The organism is Nostoc sp. (genome assembly GCF_036917555.1).
Lineage (GTDB): Bacteria > Cyanobacteriota > Cyanobacteriia > Cyanobacteriales > Nostocaceae > Nostoc.
This window is the reverse complement of the sequence record NZ_JBALDD010000063.1, coordinates 179,460-201,196: the sequence shown is the minus strand read 5'-3', so window position 1 is coordinate 201,196 and position 21,737 is coordinate 179,460. Positions and strand designations below refer to the sequence as shown.

At 39.3% G+C, this 21,737-nt stretch carries 23 protein-coding genes and 1 riboswitch; of the genes, 8 read left to right on the top strand and 15 right to left on the bottom strand.

The window, feature by feature from the left end:
• Positions 1-246: 246 nt before the first annotated feature.
• Positions 247-331: riboswitch (Fluoride riboswitch) on the top strand.
• 95 nt (positions 332-426) lie between these two features.
• The 3 genes from V7K60_RS23335 (at position 427) to vapC (ending at position 2,599) form a co-directional block, all read left to right on the top strand.
• Positions 427-1,767, top strand: a complete 1,341-nt coding sequence (locus V7K60_RS23335; protein ID WP_334928785.1) for a voltage-gated chloride channel family protein — start codon at positions 427-429, stop codon at positions 1,765-1,767.
• 170 nt (positions 1,768-1,937) lie between these two features.
• On the top strand, positions 1,938-2,198 hold the full coding sequence (locus V7K60_RS23330) for a hypothetical protein (protein WP_334928783.1): 261 nt from the start codon (positions 1,938-1,940) through the stop codon (positions 2,196-2,198).
• Positions 2,195-2,599, top strand: coding sequence for a type II toxin-antitoxin system tRNA(fMet)-specific endonuclease VapC (vapC, locus tag V7K60_RS23325; RefSeq protein WP_334928782.1), 405 nt, complete (start codon positions 2,195-2,197; stop codon positions 2,597-2,599). Before V7K60_RS23330 ends, vapC begins: the two co-directional genes overlap by 4 nt.
• Positions 2,600-2,845: 246 nt before the next feature.
• On the opposite strand, the gene V7K60_RS23320 is transcribed toward vapC, so the two are convergent.
• The 6 genes from V7K60_RS23320 to V7K60_RS23295 all read right to left on the bottom strand — a co-directional run bounded on the left by V7K60_RS23320 (position 2,846) and on the right by V7K60_RS23295 (position 9,278).
• The gene (locus V7K60_RS23320; RefSeq protein ID WP_334928780.1) at positions 2,846-3,619 is read right to left on the bottom strand and encodes a hypothetical protein; all 774 of its coding nucleotides are present in this window, start codon (positions 3,617-3,619) and stop codon (positions 2,846-2,848) included.
• Between the two features lie 287 nt (positions 3,620-3,906).
• Positions 3,907-4,545: a Uma2 family endonuclease gene (locus V7K60_RS23315; protein WP_334928778.1), complete on the bottom strand. Its 639-nt coding sequence runs from the start codon at positions 4,543-4,545 to the stop codon at positions 3,907-3,909.
• 111 nt (positions 4,546-4,656) lie between these two features.
• Positions 4,657-5,892 carry an LL-diaminopimelate aminotransferase gene (locus V7K60_RS23310; protein ID WP_334928776.1) on the bottom strand — a complete coding sequence of 412 codons (1,236 nt, stop codon included), beginning with the start codon at positions 5,890-5,892 and terminating at the stop codon, positions 4,657-4,659.
• A gap of 132 nt (positions 5,893-6,024) precedes the next feature.
• Positions 6,025-7,383, bottom strand: a complete 1,359-nt coding sequence (locus V7K60_RS23305; protein WP_334928774.1) for an NAD(P)/FAD-dependent oxidoreductase — start codon at positions 7,381-7,383, stop codon at positions 6,025-6,027.
• Between the two features lie 233 nt (positions 7,384-7,616).
• Positions 7,617-8,537 (bottom strand): DUF4349 domain-containing protein, encoded by a 921-nt coding sequence (locus V7K60_RS23300; RefSeq protein WP_334928772.1) that lies wholly within the window; start codon positions 8,535-8,537, stop codon positions 7,617-7,619.
• Between the two features lie 108 nt (positions 8,538-8,645).
• Positions 8,646-9,278, bottom strand: a complete 633-nt coding sequence (locus V7K60_RS23295) for a DUF1003 domain-containing protein (RefSeq protein ID WP_334928770.1) — start codon at positions 9,276-9,278, stop codon at positions 8,646-8,648.
• 365 nt (positions 9,279-9,643) lie between these two features.
• Here V7K60_RS23295 and ilvC point away from each other — a divergent pair, with 365 nt between their 5' ends.
• A complete protein-coding gene (gene ilvC / locus V7K60_RS23290; protein WP_334928768.1) occupies positions 9,644-10,639 on the top strand; it encodes a ketol-acid reductoisomerase in 996 nt (331 codons plus the stop codon).
• Between the two features lie 233 nt (positions 10,640-10,872).
• On the opposite strand, the gene V7K60_RS23285 is transcribed toward ilvC, so the two are convergent.
• From V7K60_RS23285 to ovoA, 6 genes are all read right to left on the bottom strand, one after another.
• Positions 10,873-11,040: a pentapeptide repeat-containing protein gene (locus tag V7K60_RS23285; RefSeq protein WP_334928766.1), complete on the bottom strand. Its 168-nt coding sequence runs from the start codon at positions 11,038-11,040 to the stop codon at positions 10,873-10,875.
• Positions 11,041-11,059: 19 nt separating this feature from the next.
• Positions 11,060-11,404 (bottom strand): hypothetical protein, encoded by a 345-nt coding sequence (locus tag V7K60_RS23280; protein WP_334928764.1) that lies wholly within the window; start codon positions 11,402-11,404, stop codon positions 11,060-11,062.
• Between the two features lie 228 nt (positions 11,405-11,632).
• Positions 11,633-11,809 carry a DUF6887 family protein gene (locus V7K60_RS23275; protein ID WP_334928762.1) on the bottom strand — a complete coding sequence of 59 codons (177 nt, stop codon included), beginning with the start codon at positions 11,807-11,809 and terminating at the stop codon, positions 11,633-11,635.
• Positions 11,806-11,982 carry a DUF6888 family protein gene (locus tag V7K60_RS35390; RefSeq protein WP_442944452.1) on the bottom strand — a complete coding sequence of 59 codons (177 nt, stop codon included), beginning with the start codon at positions 11,980-11,982 and terminating at the stop codon, positions 11,806-11,808. Before V7K60_RS35390 ends, V7K60_RS23275 begins: the two co-directional genes overlap by 4 nt.
• Before the next feature lie 45 nt (positions 11,983-12,027).
• Positions 12,028-12,879: a sterol desaturase family protein gene (locus V7K60_RS23270; RefSeq protein ID WP_334928760.1), complete on the bottom strand. Its 852-nt coding sequence runs from the start codon at positions 12,877-12,879 to the stop codon at positions 12,028-12,030.
• Positions 12,880-12,917: 38 nt separating this feature from the next.
• Positions 12,918-14,255 (bottom strand): 5-histidylcysteine sulfoxide synthase, encoded by a 1,338-nt coding sequence (gene ovoA, locus V7K60_RS23265; RefSeq protein WP_334928758.1) that lies wholly within the window; start codon positions 14,253-14,255, stop codon positions 12,918-12,920.
• Between the two features lie 633 nt (positions 14,256-14,888).
• On the opposite strand from ovoA, the gene V7K60_RS35385 reads away from it, so the two are divergent.
• From V7K60_RS35385 to V7K60_RS23255, 3 genes are all read left to right on the top strand, one after another.
• The gene (locus V7K60_RS35385; protein WP_442944464.1) at positions 14,889-14,963 is read left to right on the top strand and encodes a hypothetical protein; all 75 of its coding nucleotides are present in this window, start codon (positions 14,889-14,891) and stop codon (positions 14,961-14,963) included.
• A gap of 62 nt (positions 14,964-15,025) precedes the next feature.
• Positions 15,026-16,021: a glycerophosphodiester phosphodiesterase gene (locus tag V7K60_RS23260; protein ID WP_334928756.1), complete on the top strand. Its 996-nt coding sequence runs from the start codon at positions 15,026-15,028 to the stop codon at positions 16,019-16,021.
• A 35-nt stretch (positions 16,022-16,056) separates the two neighbouring features.
• Positions 16,057-17,232, top strand: coding sequence for a DUF3466 family protein (locus V7K60_RS23255; protein WP_334928754.1), 1,176 nt, complete (start codon positions 16,057-16,059; stop codon positions 17,230-17,232).
• A gap of 154 nt (positions 17,233-17,386) precedes the next feature.
• Here V7K60_RS23255 and V7K60_RS23250 read toward each other — a convergent pair whose 3' ends face one another.
• Positions 17,387-18,082: an SAM-dependent methyltransferase gene (locus tag V7K60_RS23250; RefSeq protein ID WP_334928752.1), complete on the bottom strand. Its 696-nt coding sequence runs from the start codon at positions 18,080-18,082 to the stop codon at positions 17,387-17,389.
• Between the two features lie 218 nt (positions 18,083-18,300).
• Positions 18,301-19,398 (bottom strand): iron-containing redox enzyme family protein, encoded by a 1,098-nt coding sequence (locus V7K60_RS23245; RefSeq protein ID WP_334929395.1) that lies wholly within the window; start codon positions 19,396-19,398, stop codon positions 18,301-18,303.
• Positions 19,399-19,630: 232 nt separating this feature from the next.
• Between V7K60_RS23245 and V7K60_RS23240 the strand changes: the two genes are divergently transcribed.
• A complete protein-coding gene (locus V7K60_RS23240; RefSeq protein WP_334928750.1) occupies positions 19,631-19,789 on the top strand; it encodes a hypothetical protein in 159 nt (52 codons plus the stop codon).
• Between the two features lie 96 nt (positions 19,790-19,885).
• Here V7K60_RS23240 and V7K60_RS23235 read toward each other — a convergent pair whose 3' ends face one another.
• Positions 19,886-21,724, bottom strand: coding sequence for a peptidoglycan D,D-transpeptidase FtsI family protein (locus V7K60_RS23235; RefSeq protein WP_334928749.1), 1,839 nt, complete (start codon positions 21,722-21,724; stop codon positions 19,886-19,888).
• Positions 21,725-21,737: the final 13 nt, after the last annotated feature.

Sequence of the window (21,737 nt, the reverse complement as noted above, 5' to 3'; positions counted from 1 at the left end):
TTGACCAAATAACTACTAATTCGTAATGACGCTCAATGACTCGCTAACGCTGCGCTAAGGTAATTCGTAATTATTAAAAGGGTACAAGCCCCCACTAAATTTTTAATTTAGTGGTCAACAAGACAGTGGAGGGTTCAAAATTTCTGATGATGGCAGCATATAATACCGCCAATGATACACATTATTTATCTATATCGTAGAATACCAAAGATATTGACCCACAGTAAAAATGGTATTATTAATCAAATTATTAACGGCGATGGAGCTCGCCAAAACCGCCTTTCCAGTGCGATAAACTCTCTTCTGGAAGGCTGATGGCTCCTACTTTCCTTGCTAACTGCGGGAGAGTAGGGCTTGGCTAAGTGCATTACCTGACTCTCCTGTAGAAAGTATCTGTCTACAAATCGCACCTCAAGGAGTCATGGTATGAAACACTTTCGTCAGTTTGAACCATTTATTGCCTTACCTCATCTAATCAAGTGGTTGCCTATTTCTTTTGTAGTTGGCATTCTTGCTGGAACTGCTTCTGCGGCTCTTTTAGCATCATTGGAATGGGCCACTGACTGGCGGGAATCACATCGGTGGATTATCGTCTTGCTTCCTCTTGGTGGCTTCTTGAGTGGCTGGATTTATCATCAATTTGGTCAGACTGTAGAAGCTGGAAATAATCTTTTACTGGAAGAAATTCATAACCCCAAAAATATTATTCCCTTCCGTATGGCTCCTCTAGTTTTACTAGGAACAGACCTTACACATTTATTTGGTGGTTCAGCTGGTCGTGAAGGTACAGCATTACAAATGGGTGCTTCTTTGGCAGACCAATTAACTAAAATATTGCGTTTTCAAGGAGCAAATAGGCGGATTTTGTTAACAGCAGGTATCAGTGGGGGATTCGCTTCAGTTTTCGGTACTCCCTTAGCTGGAACCGTATTTGGTCTGGAAGTTTTAGCGATTGGTAAAATTCATTACGACGCTCTTTTTCCTTCTTTAATTGCTGCGATCGTGGGAAATCAAGTAACCTTGTTATTCGGTTTGCATCATACTGCATACCGACACACTCCCTTGATACCAACGCTGACAATTTTGGGGCTGATTTCTGCCATTATCGCAGGAGCAATTTTTGGAATTGTAGCGAGATTCTTTGCTCAAGTAACTCATAAAATTAGTCACTTATTTAAAGCTGAGATATCTTATCCTCCAATGCGTCCTTTGATAGGTGGTGCGCTGATAGCAGTAATTGTTGGGTTGAGTGGAACAACGAAGTACATTGGGCTTGGTATCCCAACCATCGTTGATTCTTTCTATACTCAGCTACCTCCTTGGGATTTTGCTGCCAAATTGGGTATGACTGCTTTAACTTTAGGTGCTGGATTTAAAGGAGGAGAAGTAACACCTTTATTTTTTATTGGTGCAACTTTAGGTAATGCTTTGTCGTTACTTTTAGCATTACCTGCACCACTGTTAGCAGGAATGGGATTTGTGGGTGTGTTTGCGGGTGCAGCAAATACACCTTTGGCATCTACCTTAATGGGAATTGAACTATTTGGTTTGGAATCGGGGGTATTTATTGCTATTGCCTGTGTAGTGAGCTACTTATTTTCGGGTCATTCTGGAATTTACTCAGCACAGCGTATTGGGTTGAGTAAATACTCTGCTGTATATTTAGAAGAAGGGGTGACTTTGGCTAATTATGGACGAGAAAAAGTTGAGCAAAAAGTTAATTTACCTGATGATAATGAAGAAGGAAAAAGTAGTTTTCATAAATAATTTTTTGATGCAATTAATGGATACTTGGGAAAGTGCTATATAAGATTAATTTTAATTGGCACTTTTATCAGTATCAGGGTTAAAGACCAAGGACTAAGATAACGTCTGAGATCAAAGTCTTATAGACTCGGTTATTTGCTATATTTAATCAAATGGTAAATAGTTAAAGTATGCAAAGTATAAAAATACGTTCTTATGTAGGTAAAGATGGAATGTTACATCTAGATATCCCTGTAGAAATGATAGAAACTGAATTAGAAGTCATGGTTATACTGAAACCCATAAAAAAACAAACTACTTCTTTAGAAGAGGAAGAATTAAAGCAATTAGAATGGCATGAATTTATTGATAAAACTTATGGCTGTTTAAGAGATGACCCAATTATGAGACATCCTCAAGGAGAGTATGAACAACGAGAACCAATAGAATGATTTATCTGTTAGATACGAATGCTTGTATTATTTTTCTCAATGGTATAAACCTGAATTTACGGCGCAGGCTAGAAAACCAGTCGGATTTAGATATTGTTGTTTGTTCTATTGTTAAAGCTGAATTATTTTATGGGGCAAAAAGAAGTAATAATCCAGATCGTAATCTAGCTTTACAAAGAGGATTTTTGAGTAGATTTACTTCTTTGCAATTTGATGATAATTCAGCCGAAATATTTGGCGATATCCGCTCTCACCTAGCTAGCTTGGGAACCCCCATCGGCCCTTATGATTTGCAAATTGCAGCAATTGCTTTGGCAAATAATCTGATTTTAGTAACTCATAATGTAGATGAGTTTAGCCGTGTGGAAGGGTTACAGCTTGAGGATTGGGAAGTAGAATGATAAGTATGCCATTTTTCAAACTGCTCTTTACTGAAGTAGAATTCAAATATCCCGTCTAGTCCTCATTGATTTTGTACCTAAGATTTTAATATTGTCAATTAATTGAGAGAAATGAGCATAGTTACAAACTAAAAAATGAGTAAAATATTTATTAAGTTCATATCTCCTAGCTGATGCCAAAGATGAACCTATAAAAGAAGGATAATTAATACTATATAATTCCTTGTTTGAATTTTGATGCTTAAATTATAGTATTTTTATTTGTTCAAATTTGTCTAAATTATTTAAGGATTGACATTCTTTAGAGCAATGTAACTCAAAATCCGGCCCATAGTCTGAGTAAAATATAAGATATGGAACTTTCACAGCTATATCAGCTAGATCAGATGCTTTTTCAACTTCTTGAATAGTCGAATTATTTTTTGCTATAAATATTTCTGCAGTTGTGATTAGTACAGAATAGAAAATAAATGGTTTATTATCTTTAATATGTCCTTGTACATTAGACATTATTTGCTCAACGATTAACCTTGGAGCGGCATATTGAAGTTGGCATAATCCATGCTTGATTTCAGCATCATAAACAGCAGAACTTTTAATATCGATCTCTATAGCTTTATAACAGCAAGGGAGCATAGCCTCAAAGTCAATATATGCATTTTTTGTGACCGAGTATGGCGAAAAATCATCTACTATATGTATAGTATATCCTAGTGTAATTGGAGAAAAATCTGGCTTATTTGGATCGGGTAATAATAACCATTGTCTAATATTAGGATTTCTATACTTGCACTCTACTAACATTTCAAGACTTGCAGTAATTCTATTTGGATTAGAGAAAGGTAAGTAAGCCGTGGCATGGATATCTACTGAAAAATCTTTATCTACTCCGGCATCGCTACGAGAATAAGTGAAATCTGAGCTAATAGAAAAACCTTTTTTAACAAGTAGTTTTGCTACTTCAAATTCTAATGGAATACTTGATGAAAGTAGTTTATCTTTCCATTGCTTATTAGACATTTTAGAGCCTCAGAGCGAGTAAAATTATATGGTTAAATTAAGTAGTATGGGCATTGTCCACCACAACCCTATGATGCCCAAAACCGATAGCCTACAAACTTATATCTTAAACTTGTCTATAATCTGCTGAAATTTCTCTCACTTTCTCTCGAAATGTGTAGACACGGAGCGGCTTGTTGTAGACATCGCACCTTTGAACAGATTAATTTTTATTACATATATTGCAATTATGGTAATATCCATATTTGGCATTAATTCACAATGAGCAATGCCTATTTTATCATTTACTAAATCATTGCTTCCAATTCTTCTAAAGCTTGAAAACTTCCTACTTGCCAACTACGTTCCACAGCTGCAGGGATAATTTGAGTAATAGTTATATCCTCAAAATTAGGACTGGTATTAGATTTTCTATATTTCCCCTCTTTGAACAAATAAATAGAAAGGTTTCCGTTATCGTATACCCATAATTCTAGGACTCCAATGGCTTGATAAGCATCAAGAGTAGTTTTTGATGTGACATCAGTTTCAATCGCTAAATCTGGCGGCGGGTCATCAGGTTGCAAGCGGCGATGACCAATCATCTGTTGATAATTCTGAATATAAAAGCAAGCATCAGGTTCAACTCCTGCTACACCTTGCCGTTTAAAGGTGGTGGAACCAAAAGGTTGATATCTGATATCTTTAGCCTTCAGCAATATTTTGACAATATTAGAAATTAAATCTTTGGGTATTTCATGTTCTGGTAAAGGAGCCATAATTTCTAAAGCACCCTGGCTATAGGCAATTCGTGTAGTTCTTTTTTCTCCCAATTCTTGTAAAATAGATTCAAATTCTTCCCAGCTAACATCTGGAATTGTCACTGTGCTACCAGGTGCTAACTGCATCTGGCTAACAGCTTTGAAAACGGGGATAGCAGTAGTCATAACCAAAATATTAGTAAGCTGAATCTCAATAATTATGTATCAGGTTGCGGTGGATAATACAGCCCACCGTAACCTTTAGACTAATAGAATGAGTTTAACAAAAGCGATCGCCTACACCTTAAAATTCTCGGTAATCCGCTTCATTGCTTCTTCCACATTCTCCCGGCTGTTAAACGCCGAAATGCGGAAGTAACCTTCACCCGCAGCACCAAAGCCAGAACCAGGGGTTCCGACAACGTTGACAGTTTGCAGCAACTTATCAAAGAATTCCCAACTGGATAAACCATTAGGCGTTTTCACCCAGACGTAAGGTGCATTCACGCCACCATAAACTGATAATCCGGCGGCTGTGAGTTTCTCGCGGATAATTTTGGCGTTTTCTAGATAGAAACTCACCAATCCTTTGATTTGTGCATGTCCTTCTTCAGAGTAAACCGCTTCTGCTCCCCGTTGGACGATGTAAGAAACGCCATTAAACTTTGTGGACTGGCGACGATTCCAGAGTTTCCACAGTTCGACATCGGAACCATCGGCGGCTTTTGCTGTGAGTGTCTTTGGTACTACAGTTAACGCGCAACGGGTTCCTGTAAAACCTGCATTCTTGGAGAAAGAACGAAATTCGATCGCAACTTCTCTTGCACCCTCAATTTCATAAATTGAGTGCGGAATCGACGGATCGGTGATATAAGCTTCGTAGGCTGCATCAAAGAAAATAATCGAGTTATTAGCTTTAGCATAGTCCACCCATGTCTTGAGATATTCCTTAGTAGCAGTTGCGCCAGTGGGGTTATTGGGAAAGCAGAGATAAATTAAATCGACTTTTTTTGAGGGAATTTCCCCGGTGAAGTTGTTTTCAGCAGTAATCGGCAGATAAACTAAACCCTCAAACTCGCCTTTATCATTGGCATTCCCAGTATTTCCCACCATAACGTTAGTGTCTACATACACAGGGTAAACTGGGTCAGTAACGGCAATTAGATTGTCATGACCAAAGATTTCCAGAATGTTGCCTGTGTCGCACTTGGAACCATCAGAGATAAAGATTTCGGAAGCATCTATATCGGCTCCCCGTGCTTGGAAATCGTGAGTAGCAATTTTCTCCCGCAACCAAGCATAGCCTTGCTCTGGGCCGTAGCCTTTGAAGGTATTGCGATCGCCCATTTCTTCCACAGCTTTAATCATCGCTGTGCGACAAGCCTCCGGCAGAGGTTCGGTAACATCACCAATGCCCAACCGGATGATTTTAGCATTACTGTTCGCTTCTGCAAAGGCATTCACCCGCCGAGCAATTTCTGGAAACAGATAACCCGCTTTCAGTTTCAGGTAGTTGTCGTTAATAGTTGCCATATAGAGATTATGAAAAACGCCCTCAAACAGCTTACTGCTAATTTATGAGGGCGATAACTTTGTTGTGGAGATGAGGAGTGAGAACTTGCAACAAGTCTTCCTGTTGTCCTCTTTTTGATGCCGAATGCCCAACTAGACATTTATCGGCTGTTTATTATCGGCTGACGTGTAACTGTTGCGATCGCTAATTCCGAACTGCGTGATTGATTCTTGACCTGTAATCAATCTTGCTCCGCGATTACGGGTAAAGTAATTCCATCCCCACTGAATTATAACTACTAATTTGTTGTTAAATTCAATTAAGAAGTAGATGTGAATCAACAGCCAAAACAGCCATGCAACGAAACCTTTCAGCTTGATAAAGCCCAAATCTACCACAGCAGAATTGTGCCCAATCATTGCCAAACTACCATGATCAGTATAAGCAAAAGGTGGCAAATTGTTACCTACAAGCCGCTTTTGGACTAGTTCTGCTACATATTCACCTTGCTGCTTCGCTACAGGTGCAACACCAGGTAGCGGTTTACCATTTTGATGAGAAAAATTTGCTAAATCGCCAACTACAAAAATATTCGGATGTCCCTTAATACTCAAGTCAGGTTCAACGATAATCCGTCCAGCGCGATCGCATTCGGCATCTGTGTGTTCTGCTAACACTTTTCCCATTGCGGAAGCTTTCACACCTGCTGCCCATAATACCGTTTTTGAGGCAATCTCTTTAACTTCATCGCCTTGTTTGAGGGTAACAATATCATTTTCAATATTTGTTACTAATGTTTTTGTCTGCACAACTACACCCAAGCGCGTTAGAGATGCTTCTGCTTCTTGTGATAACTCTGGTGCAAAGGGTGGCAAAATCCGCTCCAAACCTTCTAATAGCAAAATCTTGGCTTCTGAGGTGTCGATGTTGCGGAAATCTTCTTTGAGAGTTTGATTTGCCAATTCTGCGATCGCACCAGCTAACTCTACACCAGTTGGGCCACCACCTACAATTACAAAAGTTAACCAAGCACGGCGTTTTTCTGGATCGGTTTCTTTTTCTGCGGCTTCAAACGCCGAAAAAATCCGGCTACGCATTTCTATAGCATCTTCTACTGTTTTCAAGCCTGGGGCGAATTCTTCCCAGTTATCTTTGCCAAAGTAGGAATGCTTCGCACCTGTGGCGACAATTAACGTATCGTAAGCTATTGCTTCGTCGCCCACAATCACTTTTTGCGCTTCTGGATCGATATTATTCACCTCTCCCAGCAGTACTTTCGTATTCTTGCTCTTGCTGAGGACAGAACGCAACGGTGAGGATATATCAGCAGGAGATAGCGCACCTGTGGCGACTTGATATAAAAGCGGTTGAAATAGATGAAAGTTACGTTTATCAATCAGAGTAACCTTTACTGCTGCCTTGGCGAGTGTTTTTGCTGCATAAAGTCCACCAAAACCACCGCCAACAATAACTACTTGATGGGGTGGACTATTGTCAAGTGAATTTACCATAAGAAATATTATCGTGTACGCCGACTATTGTAACTATTCTTAACAAATTTGTATCAAAATTGTCATCACATATTTTGTATTGCTCTTTACATTTAAAAAAGTATTAAAGTAATCAAGACTACAGGATAAAGAAAATTTTTAGGCGAAAGGTATAGACCATAAGAGTTTGGAATATTTGAGTCCCTCTTTACCTGTGTAGATTTATCAAAGGTAGATGTAAGATTTATGCAAGTTTAGTCAGAACTAGTTGACTCTGGTGTTTGTGTCAAACGTGGTGAATGAGTTCGCCGCCAACGGCTAAAGCCATAGACAAGAGCAGCAAAAATTAACAAATAGGGACTGTAGACAATTAACCAAATACCCAGCTTGAGTAAGCCAACAGAAAATGCCCTCAAAGAATGGGTAGAGTTGTTCCAAGTTTCCTGAACTTGCAAACCGAAGGCAGGTTGGGGACTGGTGCTAGAAACTGCTGCTTCTAGGTTGAGCGTAATAGTGGAATAAGCAACTTGATTTTGTAAGCTTTTGAGTTGGGCATCAATTTGTTCTATTGTTTGTCGGACATTACTCAGTTCTTGAGCAACACTAAGCACATCTCTGACAGAACCTGCCCGATCCATAATTTTTTGCAAATTGGCTTCAGTTTTTTGCAAATTCGTTAATCTGGCTTGAAAATCCACTAGGCGATCGCCTACATCTTCGGCAGTGATATTACGACTATTAACAGTGCCTAATTTAGCTAGCTGTTCTAGGGTAGGTTCTAGCCGATTCTCTGGTATCCGCAATTGGATGGTTGCTGTGTAACGTGGGTTGTCGTTTTTGGGTTGTTGTTGTTTCAACCCGATTAAATCCCCTTGCTGTTGATTGATAATTTGCGAAACGGCATCAATAGTCCGATCTACAGAGTTGACAGTCAAAGAAATTGCTGCTTTTTTGATGAGTTGGGGACGAGAACGCGCTATTGGTGCAGCTTCCGCCTTTTGGGAAAGACTGTTTTCACGATCAGATAATTGATTTACCGCGCCATTGGCTGCAATTGGAGGTAAAGCCTGATTTCCTGACTGATGGGAAGAGGCGCAACTGGTGAAAATCACCCCTCCTAATAACGCACTTATAAATAAAGCAGATGTGCGCGGTAATTTCGTTGAAGCGTACATAATCTACCCCTAGATGGATGAAGTTAACCCCAGTATTACTGAAGAAAAACTCAAAATCTGGATTGTTACGATTTATGTAACAGGGATAAAGTTTTGTCCAAAGTCCAATTATTCTTCAATTGATGTTTGTTGCTGAGAGAAACTTGCTAGTTCAGATGCTAAAGTCTCTTCTAATACATCTATAATTGCGTGCGGATCAGTAGGGGACTTCATCATTTCAGCCTCCGGGTCAGAGCGATTTTTGACATTAGGAATATCCTGGCGTAATTCCTCAACCAAAGCGATGAGTTTAGCGATTTTCTGCTCAGAGAGCAGGTTAAGTTGAAGAATAAGCTGCGTCCGTTGCTCTGCTAACTTTTCTTGTCGCTCTTGTTTAATCAATACACCTGCTGTCACCAACAATGATCCCGCAGTCAGTGAAAATTGTAACCAAGGAAATGGAAGAGGATCAAATCTTGGTATGCCCAAACGTCGTGGTAAGACATTGGGTGTTACCCACAGAATAATCCCAAGCAGGATGCTATACAGGAATGCAGGACGACCAAAAAAGTCAGTTACCGTTTCTACAACCCGTTGGTGTTGTGGTACGTCTTTTTCAGCACGTCTGTGCAATGCGATGATAGTCTCGATATTTTTACTAATAGATTCCGGTAATGGGGCGGTGGGCAGAATGTTTTGACGACGTGTTTCGCACGATCCTTCCGGTGAATCTTTTGGATTTGGTTTATCTTGGGAGAGCATTGGTAGTCTGACTTGACGAATAATTACTTCAATTTACTAACTCAATTTAAACCGCAATTCGAGTTTTATATGCTTGATTAATCAATCAAGTTTGAACAAAAATTGGAGGTAATAAGGTTATAGTGTCTACTGGAACCCTCAGTGCAGGTAAGTTTCAAGGTGACAACCTTTACCCAGAGTATCTTTCTGACATTTCTGACGGCTAAAAATTTTAATTCAGTGTGAAACTTATGAATCTAGCTTTTATAACGCTTTGAGCAATATTGTGAGAAATTCGGGTTACAGTTCATCTGTGGTTACTCAATTTGGGGTACAATCGTAAGCCTGCCAATAAATGACGATGCTTGCTGACAGGAGATGCTTCTATGGCCCGGATGTATTATGACGAAGATGCCAATTTAGACCTTTTGGCTGGAAAAACTATTGCTATTATCGGCTATGGTTCCCAAGGTCATGCCCACGCTCTCAATCTCAAAGATAGTGGTTTGAATGTGATTGTGGGACTATATCCGGGTAGTAAGTCAGTCGCAAAGGCTGAAGCAGCTGGGTTAACTGTGAAAAATGTTGCAGATGCTGCTAATGCTGCTGATTTCATCATGATTTTGTTACCTGATGAAGTTCAAAAAACGATTTACAAAAATGAGATTGAACCCAATCTAGAAGAAGGGAATGTGTTAGCTTTTGCCCACGGTTTCAATATTCACTTTGGGCAAGTTGTACCACCTGCTAATGTAGATGTGGTGATGGTAGCCCCCAAAGGGCCAGGGCATATAGTACGGCGGACTTATGAACAGGGTGAAGGCGTACCAGCGCTGTTTGCAGTTTATCAAGATGCTAGTGGTCAAGCGCGCGATCGCGCGCTGTCTTATGCTAAAGGTATTGGTGGTACTCGCGCTGGTGTTCTCGAAACTACTTTCCGTGAAGAAACCGAAACAGATTTATTTGGCGAACAAGCGGTATTGTGCGGTGGCTTGAGTGCTTTAATCAAAGCTGGATTTGAAACTTTAGTAGAAGCTGGTTATCAACCAGAATTGGCTTATTTTGAATGTCTGCATGAAGTCAAATTGATTGTTGACTTAGTTGTGGAAGGTGGTTTAGCGAAAATGCGCGACAGCATTTCTAATACCGCTGAATATGGCGATTATACGCGTGGTCCGCGGATTGTTACCGAACAAACCAAAGTTGAAATGCAGAAGATTCTCAGCGAAATTCAATCTGGGCAATTTGCACGAGAATTTGTTCTAGAAAACCAAGCTGGTAAACCAGGATTTACCGCCATGCGTCGCAAAGAAGCTGAACACAAAATTGAGGAAGTTGGTAAAGATTTACGCGCTATGTTTAGCTGGTTGAAAAAGGCTTAAGCACTGAAGTTGTGCCTTCATTAGTCTAAACACACAATGGCTTAGACTTCTTGTGAAAGTCAGGAAAAGGTTAAGGGGAAAAGATGAAAAGGATAAAATTTTCCCTTACCCTTTAATTAGGAGTAAACCAAGTCTGACCCGAAATTCTTTACTGTATCTTGCTTTGTCCCAATTTTTTTGCTTTCTTAACTTGTTTAGAATTAAGTAAAGGGTTGATGATGTCTTCAACTTAGTCATTTTAGAAGTAGAAACTTTTCAAATGAGAACTCTTCGCGGATAGCTCCTTTGAGGTTAGCTCCGTTAGCTCCTTCGAGGTTAGCTTTTTCGAGGTTAGCACCGCTGAGGTTGACATCACTGAGGTTGGCACCACTGAGGTCAGCACCTTTCAAATAGTTTTTCAAATGGTTTATGATTTTTACATCAATCAGAAATTGAATAACGCTTGTTTTTCGCTTTCCATCTTGATTCAACCTTCGCAGCAGCCAAAATGTTCGTAACACACGCTACATTAATCACTGCATCTAGCTTCTGTATTTCGGAGTCTGATAGTTTATGTTCTTTAGAGTCTGGTAGTTTTGATGATTCTTGCTTGTTAATCAACACGTTTAATTCTTTATCAATTAGCAGTTCTGACATTTTGTCAAGATAAGCCTCTAGAGCTTGCTCACGTGAGTTGTTATCTGCTCGTCTCTCTTCTGCTCGATCAAAGTAAAACACTGCCAAAGGAATAGCGAACGTGCCACCAAGCTGCAATAAATCCCACAAAGTCTTAGAAGATTGAAAATTTTTAGTTTCTTTTTTTGTTATTTTAATAACTTCGTTGGTTCTGGGATTAATTTCTTGTTCTGTGGTTACTGATTTATTAGAGTCTTTTCCAAAGCCTGTCCACTCAGCAATTCCGTTGAACTAATACAATTTTGCAAAAATTAATATTAATGCAAATATGACAATTAGGATTAATAAGTTATTTTTAATTTCTGAACGATTTATCATTCACGACGCTAACCTTTTTCTAAGTTCTGCCTCTAACTGTTCTGGTGTAGCCACCACTACGCACTCTGGTTTCGCTCTCATGATTGATAAATAGTGCTGAAATGCATCTTCATCATCTGGGTGAGTGATAACGTATTGGCGTAAGTCTGCCTCGCTAAGGTTCATGTAGTCAGTCATCCTATGATGTTCTCCCCATTGCTAAGAATTTCTACTTGAATAGATTCACCAATTAAAATCACAATTCTGTTTGTTCTCTGATCGTACCGGACTATAGCGATATCACGTAGAAGGTTGCTAGCGCGAACGCAGAAGTCGAAAAATGCTTTTAATTGGTCTATTGTTGGCTCCATAGACAGATTAGGAAACGCTATAATACTATGATTTTTTTAGTTTAATTATGTTTTTTCAGTGTCATTACTCATAAATGACTTAATAGTTATATACTCGATAAAACTTACAGGAAACATAATTCCCGGCTTCTTGGTAGGAGGATTCAGTGTGTTGAATACTCTGTCCCAGAATCCCTGAATGCCATAGTTTCCATTAAAGCAAGTGTGATGAAGATCGTGGAAATCTGATGGAATGAAAAATATTGACAAAGAACTATGACCTTCTAAGTTGTAAGCATTACCTATAACGCTCCATGCACACAGTTGAGTAATGTCATATCCAAATATAAAAATAGGCAAAATGTCAGCGATCGCAACAATAATATATTCAACCAAACTCTTGTGTCCAGCAACAAAACTTGATGAGTCACGAAACTCATGATGTTTAAGATGGATTTTCTGCAAGAATCTTGTGTGCAAGAGCCGATGAGCAACATAAAAACATAAATCAGCAGCAACTATTCTCATTAAAAACCATCCAAGATTTAGGAGTAAGCTATTTCCTCTATGAACCTCTGGAGCTAGATATAAAATTACGAGTGCTGATAAAAAAGCTTTAATTTCTCCTGTTATAATGCCTTTGATAGTAAAGGAAGAAAATTCTTGATTTTTGACTTTCTTGACCCTTGCAGTCAGCTTATCCCTCAAAAAATCGTTACTTTTGATTCCTTTTTCAATGAAAATGCCAATACTATAAAATGAGATAGAACCAAGGAGCCAATACAACAGCACCTGCGTTATAAAGTCAATCTTGATATTATTTAACAGCAAATAAAATACCTGCTGAACAATTGTACAACTAATAGCAATCTTGAAATAGAATTCAATCTCAGAACAGAAATTCAAAATTTTTTGCATCTCTGTAACCTTATAGTATATGACTGAGGTATATTCTGTTAACTTTTTATATCTTGAACAATCCGAAAACCAGCGTGCTGATAAAAATTTGGACGGAACCAGTTGCGGTAATATTTTAAAGCTTCTGTACCATTAGTTATCCAACATCCTCCTAACATCATTTGATGTTTATCATCAAAAAAGATGGCAGAATTATCTTCATAAAGAAAATGAGGTTGATATCCTGCAAAAGGGTTTAGGTTATTACTCAACCATTCCCAAACATTCCCACGTAAATCATACAATCCCGAAGAATTTTTGGCTGTTTCTAACATCCCAACAGGACTAGGTGAGCCAAATTTTAAATTGAGATTATAATTTTCGACATCATCTAATAAACTATTACCATAAGTTGCTAAATGGTATTCTGGTTCACTCATTAAACGAGTATCTTTCCCTTGCCAACGACAATAAGCCATTGCTTCATAATAATTGACTTCCACGGGCCAATCTAGAGGGAGGTCAATTTCATCAAACATGGCTCGATATTTGTAGCTACCATTTTCATGTAACCAAAATTTAGGATATTGAATATTGTATCGAGTTTTCCAATTCCAAGATTCTTCATCCCAATAGTCTTGATTTTCGTAGCCACCAGCTTTTACAAAATAAATAAAATCGGCATTGGTAATCAGATATTTGCTGGCGAAAAAGGGTGCAACTTCAACAGTGCGATCGCCATAATCAATATCCCATCCATAAGTAGAGTCATCTAAGGCTTTACCGAGTTTTACTACCCCACCAGCAACTTCTATCATTTCGTTCTGATGAGTGTAGCCATTAAAAGGGGCATATTGCCAATTTTGAGGACGTTTCACTCTCTCAATTGGTAGTTGGCGAATTAACATCGAAGAAGTTTCAATGTGAATACGTTGGTGTTCAATCCCCATCATTAAAGCCCAAAGAGGATGATTAGGATGAATTGGCAAAGTAATAGGGGTTATCTTAATTAGTTCGGAAATTACGGAATATGCTTGTTCTCGATATTCCCAAGTTTGCGCAACTTGCGGCCATTGTAGATGAGCGATCGCTTCATCCAACTCCTCTGGTATTTCTGGATCAACTCCAATTTCAAACAAAATCTCATACTCTGGATTGAGGCGTTTTTCTAATAACCCTACCTGAATTAATTTATTGATGTAGAAAATAGCTGAATGTCCCAGATAAAAAATTAGAGGATTTCTCAAAGGGTCAGGATTGAGATAAAATGTCTCTTCCCCAACTAGACTTTTCAATAACATATCTTCCAGTTGCCAAGCATTCTCAAAGTAATCGAGGATAACTTGGTTATTACAACTACTAAGTTTTGGAGGTTTAACAGATTGCAAACTATTCATGGTTAAATTGCTATTATAAAACAATAAAAAAAATTAATTATCTATAAATCTGATTTGATTCCTGAATTTACTTGTATAGGTAGGGAATACGGAATAAAAAAATAGATATGTACTGAGTTTTGTGAAAAACTAAATATGAGTTCTCTAGAATATGTTAAACACAATAGGATTGAAGGAGATATCAAATAAGATTCTTAAATATGACAGATTTATTATTTAATAGCAATACTTTTTGCTCAATAATTAGTTTTTCAAATAATACTAAACCTTTATCGAGTTAGTGTAGTATTACTACAGAATTGACCAATTTAATATTTGTTGAATAATTCAACTATCATCTAACAAGTAATTCAGTGAGAATAAACATAACTATATTATTAAAGGTAAAAACTCTTTAAACTCTTACCAATGAAAAATTGCAACCATTTTTAGACAGTTTTATTTGTCTTGACTTACTTAGAGTTAAATTAAAAATAATTTTAGGTTGAGTAGCGATCGCAAAACTAAAAATACTTATTTTCTGGTTTCGATAGAGAACTAAACTATATTGAATTATGAGTTATTCCGGCTCTCGCTCGATATATTGGAACTAGATTTATCTACCTTTGATACTTATTAACGTAATATCATTAACTGAATACGGTTGACAAACTGGTTGCTCAAGGATACTTATTAATTGACGTAAGTGGCTACAGCATCAAACCCTAGTAATGCACTGCTTCTTAACAACATGGTACGGATAGCTTGCTTCTGTGTAGGTGGGTAAAGTAATGACTACAACTTTCCAAGATACATCTCCAATTATCATTGCACACCGAGGTGCTAGCGGCTATCGTCCCGAACATACTTTAGCTGCTTATGAATTAGCGATCGCACTTGGGGCTGATTATATTGAACCTGATTTAGTTTCCACCAAAGATGGTATTTTAATTGCTCGTCATGAAAATGAGATTTCTGAAACCACCAACGTTGCAAGCCATCCAGAATTTGCTCATCTTCAAACCACTAAAATAATTGATGGCGAATCAAAAACTGGCTGGTTTACTGAAGACTTTACCCTAACAGAACTGAAAACACTACGAGCTAAAGAGCGAATTCCCCAACTGCGATCGCAAAATACCGCCTATGATGGACTCTTAGAAATTCCCACACTGCAAGAAATCATCGATTTAGTTAAGGTTAAAAGTGGCGAAATTAATCGGACGATTGGCATTTACCCAGAAACTAAGCACCCAACTTACTTTCAATCTATTGGGTTAGCCCTAGAAGCACCGCTACTTACAACTTTAACAGCCAACGGTTATCAGGGAGCTAACGCACCTGTTTTTATTCAGTCTTTTGAAGTAGGTAATTTACAAGATTTATCCACAAAGACTGATTTACCTCTAGTGCAATTGCTGAATGACAGTGGTAAACCTGATGATTTTGTCGTTAGTGGCTGCGAACGCACCTATACAGATTTAGTCACAGCATCAGGTTTAGCAGAAATTGCCAAATATGCACAGGCGGTAGGAATTCATAAAAATTTACTGGTTCCTAGAGACAACAATGGTAAATTGCGATCGCCTACATCTTTAGTCATCGATGCTCATGCGGCTGGTTTGCTGGTTCATGTCTGGACTTTCCGCAATGAAGACTGTTTTTTACCATTGGATTTTCAAGGAAATCCTCAAGGTGAATATGAACTATTTTTCAACTTAGGTGTTGATGGCGTATTTAGCGACTACCCAGATACAGCAGCTTACCACGCTACTGTTCAGTGGTAATTTAGTAGGGTAATAGAAAATCACGGCAAAGTAACATGGTTTTACTCAACTGGAAATCCTGTCTAACAGCAATAACCTTCACTGCAATCAGTCTTACTGCATCCAAGTCGGCATTGGCGGTATCTTTATACTCACTTACTGACTTAGGCAATCTTACAGGAGAAGCTTACAGTTACGCTACAGATATTAATAACTCAGGTGAGATAGCCATTAATACTTTAGGTGGTTCTTTTTTTTACAGCAATGGTTCGCTCCAAAAAATTAGTCCCTTGCCTGGTGATAGTCAACTTGGAGTGACTGGTATCAATAACTTGGGGCAAGTAGTTGGTAATTCCATCGGTAAGACCGACAGTGATAATAACGTCTTTATTTACAGTGGTGGAACAACGCAAAATACTGGTCTTAAAGGCATTCCTTATGCTATCAATGACTCAGGTGAGGTGGTTGGCGGTACAACTGGTGGCGGTATATTCCCAAAACTTGCCTTTCCCTACGGAGCCGCTTTCCTATACAGAAATGGTACGACAACTATTATTAACAGTAACTTAAATGAAAATTATGTTGCCTACGGCATAAATAATCTAAGTCAGGTAGCTGGCATTTCCGGTTCTTCCGGCCGAGCCTTTTTATCTGACAACGGTATAATCACTAATCTCGGTACCCTCCCTGGTGACAGATACAGTCAAGCAAACGATATTAATGACTCAGGGCAAGTAGTTGGTAGTTCGGGACTCACTGGCGTAAATGATACTCATGCTTTTCTGTACAGTTCCAGCACGGGACTCCAAAACCTCGGTAGGTTACGTCCTACAGATTTGTTTAGTACTGGTTTGGGGATCAATAATTTGGGTCAAGTAGTCGGGTTTTCTGGCACTAGCAATAACTTTTTTGCCGCAGATGGCAATGGTTTACGGGCTTTTCTTTATAGTGATAACACTCTGTACGACTTAAATGATCTGATTGCTCCTGGTTCAGAGGCTGGCTTTACCTTGACAGCAGCATCTGCCATTAATAATAATGGACAAATTGTCGGTCGTGGTGCAGTTAATGGTGAATTACACGCCTTCCTCTTGACACCAACCTCATCTGTCTCTGTAGCTGAACCAACTTCAGGTGTTCCTATTTTGTCATTTGGTGCTGCTATAATTTTATTTGCAACGTTCAAGCGCAAATCTCACTCTAGCAATGCAGCCATACAACAAATAAGTTAATGCAATAACTTCAGGCAGAGAAAATGATTACTTGGAAATATGCATTTATAAAAATGCTTGTTAAAAATCTTTAAGAATATGTCTCTAGGCTGCGCTTAGAGACACATCGTACTTTAGGCAAGAGATAACATCACTGCTAAGTTGTTCTCGATTTTCACAAACTAGTCATCACCTGAGCTAATTGATTAGATAAATCAATTACAGACTGCTGGCATTTTTTAAATAAAACTCCAGCTAAAAAATAATAATTACCAGAATAAAATGCCATCTGATTTTTTTGGAGTTTTTCGATGTGCTTCTTTACCTTGGGATCGGAGCTATAGTAGCCAAACTGCAAAGGTAACACCATGAAGTTTTGAACATAATAACCATTCTGCTTTGCTAGGTTCAATGTATTTATTGGATTAGAAAAGCTAGATATTAAAACCAATACATTTTCATAACCTAACGATAAAAGCTTGTTGGTAACTGTAGCTCCATCTACACCCCCAAATAATAGTGGCATATAAATATCGTTATCTGGTGCGGGAAGATAGGGTGGATTGGCTACAAGATACTCAGCATCGTGTTGAGAAGAATTAAACAAAGATGAATTATGGATGATGTATTTATTAGTGAGATTGTATTCATCAATGGTTGAATTTGCGACTTTCCATGCAGAAGTATTTAATTCAAATCCCTGGATGACTCCATCAAACTTGTTTCTCAATAAAGAATTAATTACAGGGCTGCCATCTCCTGAACCAAACTCCACAATAGATTCAGAATTTTGACAATTTCTGATCACAAAGCTTTCTAAGCAGTTGGAGTAGAAATTAGATTCTTCAGGGCAAAAAAAGATATCTTTCATTTGACTGCACTTCCAAGTGTATGGTATAATCAATCTAATGAGAGGTTATTTATTACCTTAGTATTCAGGCAATAAAAAACTTTTTCTTTAACAAAGGGTTGCTAAAGAAATTTGTTTGCAGGAGAATTAGCAATAAAATAACTTAGAATGTCAAATTAAAACGCTAAGAATAACCTGCCATTGATAATTTTTGGAATTACTCATACGAGTAAAGCAGCTTATTCTGCTTCGCGTATCGATCGCATAACAGCACCAGCGGCGCGATCGCCCATTCGTTTCTCTTGGTCATAGCCAAGCAGCAGTTCCCACGCATCATTGGGATATCGTTCTGCCAAAGACAAAGCTACATCATCTAACATCCAACGACCGTGGCGTTCATCTTCCCTGATGTGTAGTTCCCAATAACCCATCGCCGCCTCTGATAGTTCCAATCTTTGCGCCGCCGCTAGATAGTTTTTGTAAGCCGCAGGGCCAGCCACTTCAAAATATGTCAACGCCCCACTGTAACGTAGGAAATAGCGTTTGCGATCGGTAGTCAGAAAGTTATGATTATCGCAAGCTAAGACTTCCCAAGGCACTAAATCGAAGTATCCTTCCGGTTCCGTGTTCATTCCAAACTCAGCCAGCATTTGAGCAAAAAATGTCGAATGCTTGCGGGCTAAACGACCATTGCCGTACTCTTCTAGTAGTACTCGCACCAGCGTACACTGCACTTCATTAGCAGCACCACCCAATACGTAGCAAAGACGACTACCTTCAACCAAACCATCAAAGGAGCCGATCGCTAGCAAGTGACGATAGCCAACTTCAGTCATTTCCTCACGAATGTAGCGGCTATTCTCCGACAAAGGTGGATTTAAATCGGCAGATGCACGCTCAATTAAAGCTTGTTTTACATCCAATTGTTGCAATGCAGCCACATCGATTTGTGCTAGTTCCCACTGTTGCCAAGCAGCTTCAATTTTGTCACGGCAAGAGTGCAAATACAGCGATCGCTCATTAGTATAATGCTGCAAATCGTCATACCAAAACAGCTTTAGCCGATTAATTCGATAAAGTATCCGTTGGAGAAAACGGTGAGCCTGTTCATCAGAGCGATCGTTTCCATAAGCAGTGCCAATTGCCATAGAGAGCGACTGTTCAAACTCACTGGCTATTGAAGGTTTTGCATCCAGTTGACGATCCAAATCCTCCATTGCTAGCAGTTCTATAAATTGCTCCTCAGCACGGTCGTACTGGGTAATTGTTCTTTCTTCTGTTTGCGTGCTATTTTTCGCAGCCCCAGCTTTAGGAAATATAACTAAATTGCTTTGCATGGAATCTTCGGTAGCTTTAGAAAAGTGAAAAATTATTTTCACCTCTAATACTTAAGTTTTCACACAAGTAGCTTTCTGTACATCTTTCCCTGGTTATAAAGAAAGATTAAGTTTCAAAAGAAAGGGGCATTGGGTATTGGGTATTGGGCATCCCTTCGGCTTCTCTACGAGACGCTACGCGAACGCTCAGAGCAAGTGAGCATGGGGAATAGGGGATGAGTCTTTAATACTCGTGAACGAGTCTTTTTTACTCGTGAATGAATCTTTTTTACTCGTGAATCAGTCTTTGATACTCGCGGACGAGTCTTTGAACTCCACTCCACTGCTCCCTCTACTTCCTCATCCTCCTCATCCCCCGCCCTGCGGTAAGCTAAAGCTACATCTCCCCTAGTCTTTTTCTTCTGTACGAACGCGAATAGCATGTTGCAGACAGACGCTGCGCCAACAATTTTGAATTTTGAATTTTGAATTGATTTCTCCCCGCTCCCTACGGCACTTGTGTCTGTTGCTCGATCGCTTTACTAGGCGGAATCTGCTCAAGAGGAATCAGTGCTTCGATCACCGACTTTACAATTGGCGCGGCGACAGTAGAACCATAAGCACTTTCTCCTTTTGGCTCATCCACCAGTGCAAACACTACATAACGAGGAGATTCCACGGGTAAAATAGCCACAAAACTGGTCATTCTAGCACCCTTTATGTATCCGCCATTGGGACTAGCTTTTTGGGCTGTACCAGTTTTACCAGCAATGCGATATCCCGGAATTTGTGCCGGCTTACCGCTGCCTTGAGTAACAACAGTTTCCATCATTTCCACAACCTTTTGAGTTGTTGCGGTTGAAAAAATTTGGCGGGGGATGGTATGAGTGGGTGAATCATGCATCTGCCCTTTGCTATCAATCAACCCGCGAACTACATGGGGTGTAACTAACTTACCGCCATTAGCTAAAGCACCGTGCATTTGTACTAGCTGTAACGGTGTCATGGAAAAGCCTTGTCCAAAGGAAGTAGTAGCTGCTTCAATTGGCGAAGCGATAAATTCTTCTTGACTTTTGAGCCGTCCCCCAACCTCAAAAGGTAAATCTGTATCAACTTTTTGTCCTAGTCCCAATCGTTCTAACCAGTTATAGTAAATTGAAGGCTTTAAACGTTGGATAATTTGCACCATGCCAATATTGCTAGAATATTGCAAAATTTGAGCGATACTGATTCGCCCATTAGCATTATTCATGGCATTTTTGATAGTGTAATTAGCAACTCGAATCGAACCGGAGTCATTAAACATATCATCTGGTTTGATGATGTTATTTTCTAGAGCGATCGCCACATTCAAAGGCTTAAAAGTCGATCCCGGTTCATAAAGATCCGCTACTGTCCAGTTTTTAAATAGCGAGATATCAGATTTAGCATATTCATTCGGATTATAAGTAGGCTGAGAAACGAGGGCGAGTAAAGAACCATCCAATGCATCCATGACAATTACTGCCCCACGTTTAGCATCAAACTTCTGCATCTGTTGTTTGAGCGCAATCCGAGCAATTCGTTGCAGACGGCTATCGATAGTAAGTTGTAATCGCAAATCGTCAAAATGCAAAAAACCTTCAGGCGCCCGGTCCGGCATCAAGGTTCCATTTCCCGACCGACTGAGCCGCACCGTTTGCACAGGACGTTCTAGCAACTTCTCTTGAGAATATTCCACACCAGCTTGACCACGGCGGTCAACATTCACATAGCCCACCACATCAGCAACCAAATCGTCTGGTGGGTAAAATCGGGAGTATTTTTGAGTCCACTCCAGGCCATTTAAGCGCAAAGAGATGACGCGATCGATAATTTCTTCTGGTAAGGCTGGCGCAAGTATAATTCCGCTTCTTTTGCTTTGAAAAGTTTTCACCAATTCAGCAGTATCTTTTGCCAAAATTGGGGCAAGTCGCTCTGCCATATCTTCATTAGACTTATCAAACAGCTTGGGATGAGCGTACAAAGTATATACAGGGCGGTCAATAGCCAACAGATCGCTATTGCGATCTACCACTGGGCGACGGGGCATAAAAGGTCGCACATTCAGCATTTGCTGGTTGCGTGCTTGCTCAGTTAACTTTGGCCCCTTGACAATTTGTAGATTATACAAGTTAATAGCCAACCCCAACCCTGATGCCATTAATACACCCCAGACGATGAACAGTCGGGACTTAGTATTGGATGTTTGGTCTTGCATACTAGAGGCTAATTGTCCCAAAAGCCCTCGTTTATCACCCTTGTGTCGCCCTGTAAATTTTGGATTCCGAAACTTTCTGAATTTTGTTTTGCTTGGTGACTTCTGCATTGGGTTCTGACGA

Excerpts from the sequence above, each read along its gene's own strand:
- V7K60_RS23335 (WP_334928785.1), top strand. The coding sequence starts at position 427 with ATGAAACACTTTCGTCAGTTTGAACCATTTATTGCCTTACCTCATCTA.
- V7K60_RS23330 (WP_334928783.1), top strand. The coding sequence starts at position 1,938 with ATGCAAAGTATAAAAATACGTTCTTATGTAGGTAAAGATGGAATGTTA.
- vapC (WP_334928782.1), top strand. The coding sequence starts at position 2,195 with ATGATTTATCTGTTAGATACGAATGCTTGTATTATTTTTCTCAATGGT.
- V7K60_RS23320 (WP_334928780.1), bottom strand. The coding sequence starts at position 3,619 with ATGTCTAATAAGCAATGGAAAGATAAACTACTTTCATCAAGTATTCCA.
- V7K60_RS23315 (WP_334928778.1), bottom strand. The coding sequence starts at position 4,545 with ATGACTACTGCTATCCCCGTTTTCAAAGCTGTTAGCCAGATGCAGTTA.
- V7K60_RS23310 (WP_334928776.1), bottom strand. The coding sequence starts at position 5,892 with ATGGCAACTATTAACGACAACTACCTGAAACTGAAAGCGGGTTATCTG.
- V7K60_RS23305 (WP_334928774.1), bottom strand. The coding sequence starts at position 7,383 with ATGGTAAATTCACTTGACAATAGTCCACCCCATCAAGTAGTTATTGTT.
- V7K60_RS23300 (WP_334928772.1), bottom strand. The coding sequence starts at position 8,537 with ATGTACGCTTCAACGAAATTACCGCGCACATCTGCTTTATTTATAAGT.
- V7K60_RS23295 (WP_334928770.1), bottom strand. The coding sequence starts at position 9,278 with ATGCTCTCCCAAGATAAACCAAATCCAAAAGATTCACCGGAAGGATCG.
- ilvC (WP_334928768.1), top strand. The coding sequence starts at position 9,644 with ATGGCCCGGATGTATTATGACGAAGATGCCAATTTAGACCTTTTGGCT.
- V7K60_RS23275 (WP_334928762.1), bottom strand. The coding sequence starts at position 11,809 with ATGACTGACTACATGAACCTTAGCGAGGCAGACTTACGCCAATACGTT.
- V7K60_RS35390 (WP_442944452.1), bottom strand. The coding sequence starts at position 11,982 with ATGGAGCCAACAATAGACCAATTAAAAGCATTTTTCGACTTCTGCGTT.
- V7K60_RS23270 (WP_334928760.1), bottom strand. The coding sequence starts at position 12,879 with ATGCAAAAAATTTTGAATTTCTGTTCTGAGATTGAATTCTATTTCAAG.
- ovoA (WP_334928758.1), bottom strand. The coding sequence starts at position 14,255 with ATGAATAGTTTGCAATCTGTTAAACCTCCAAAACTTAGTAGTTGTAAT.
- V7K60_RS23260 (WP_334928756.1), top strand. The coding sequence starts at position 15,026 with ATGACTACAACTTTCCAAGATACATCTCCAATTATCATTGCACACCGA.
- V7K60_RS23255 (WP_334928754.1), top strand. The coding sequence starts at position 16,057 with ATGGTTTTACTCAACTGGAAATCCTGTCTAACAGCAATAACCTTCACT.
- V7K60_RS23250 (WP_334928752.1), bottom strand. The coding sequence starts at position 18,082 with ATGAAAGATATCTTTTTTTGCCCTGAAGAATCTAATTTCTACTCCAAC.
- V7K60_RS23245 (WP_334929395.1), bottom strand. The coding sequence starts at position 19,398 with ATGCAAAGCAATTTAGTTATATTTCCTAAAGCTGGGGCTGCGAAAAAT.
- V7K60_RS23235 (WP_334928749.1), bottom strand. The coding sequence starts at position 21,724 with ATGCAGAAGTCACCAAGCAAAACAAAATTCAGAAAGTTTCGGAATCCA.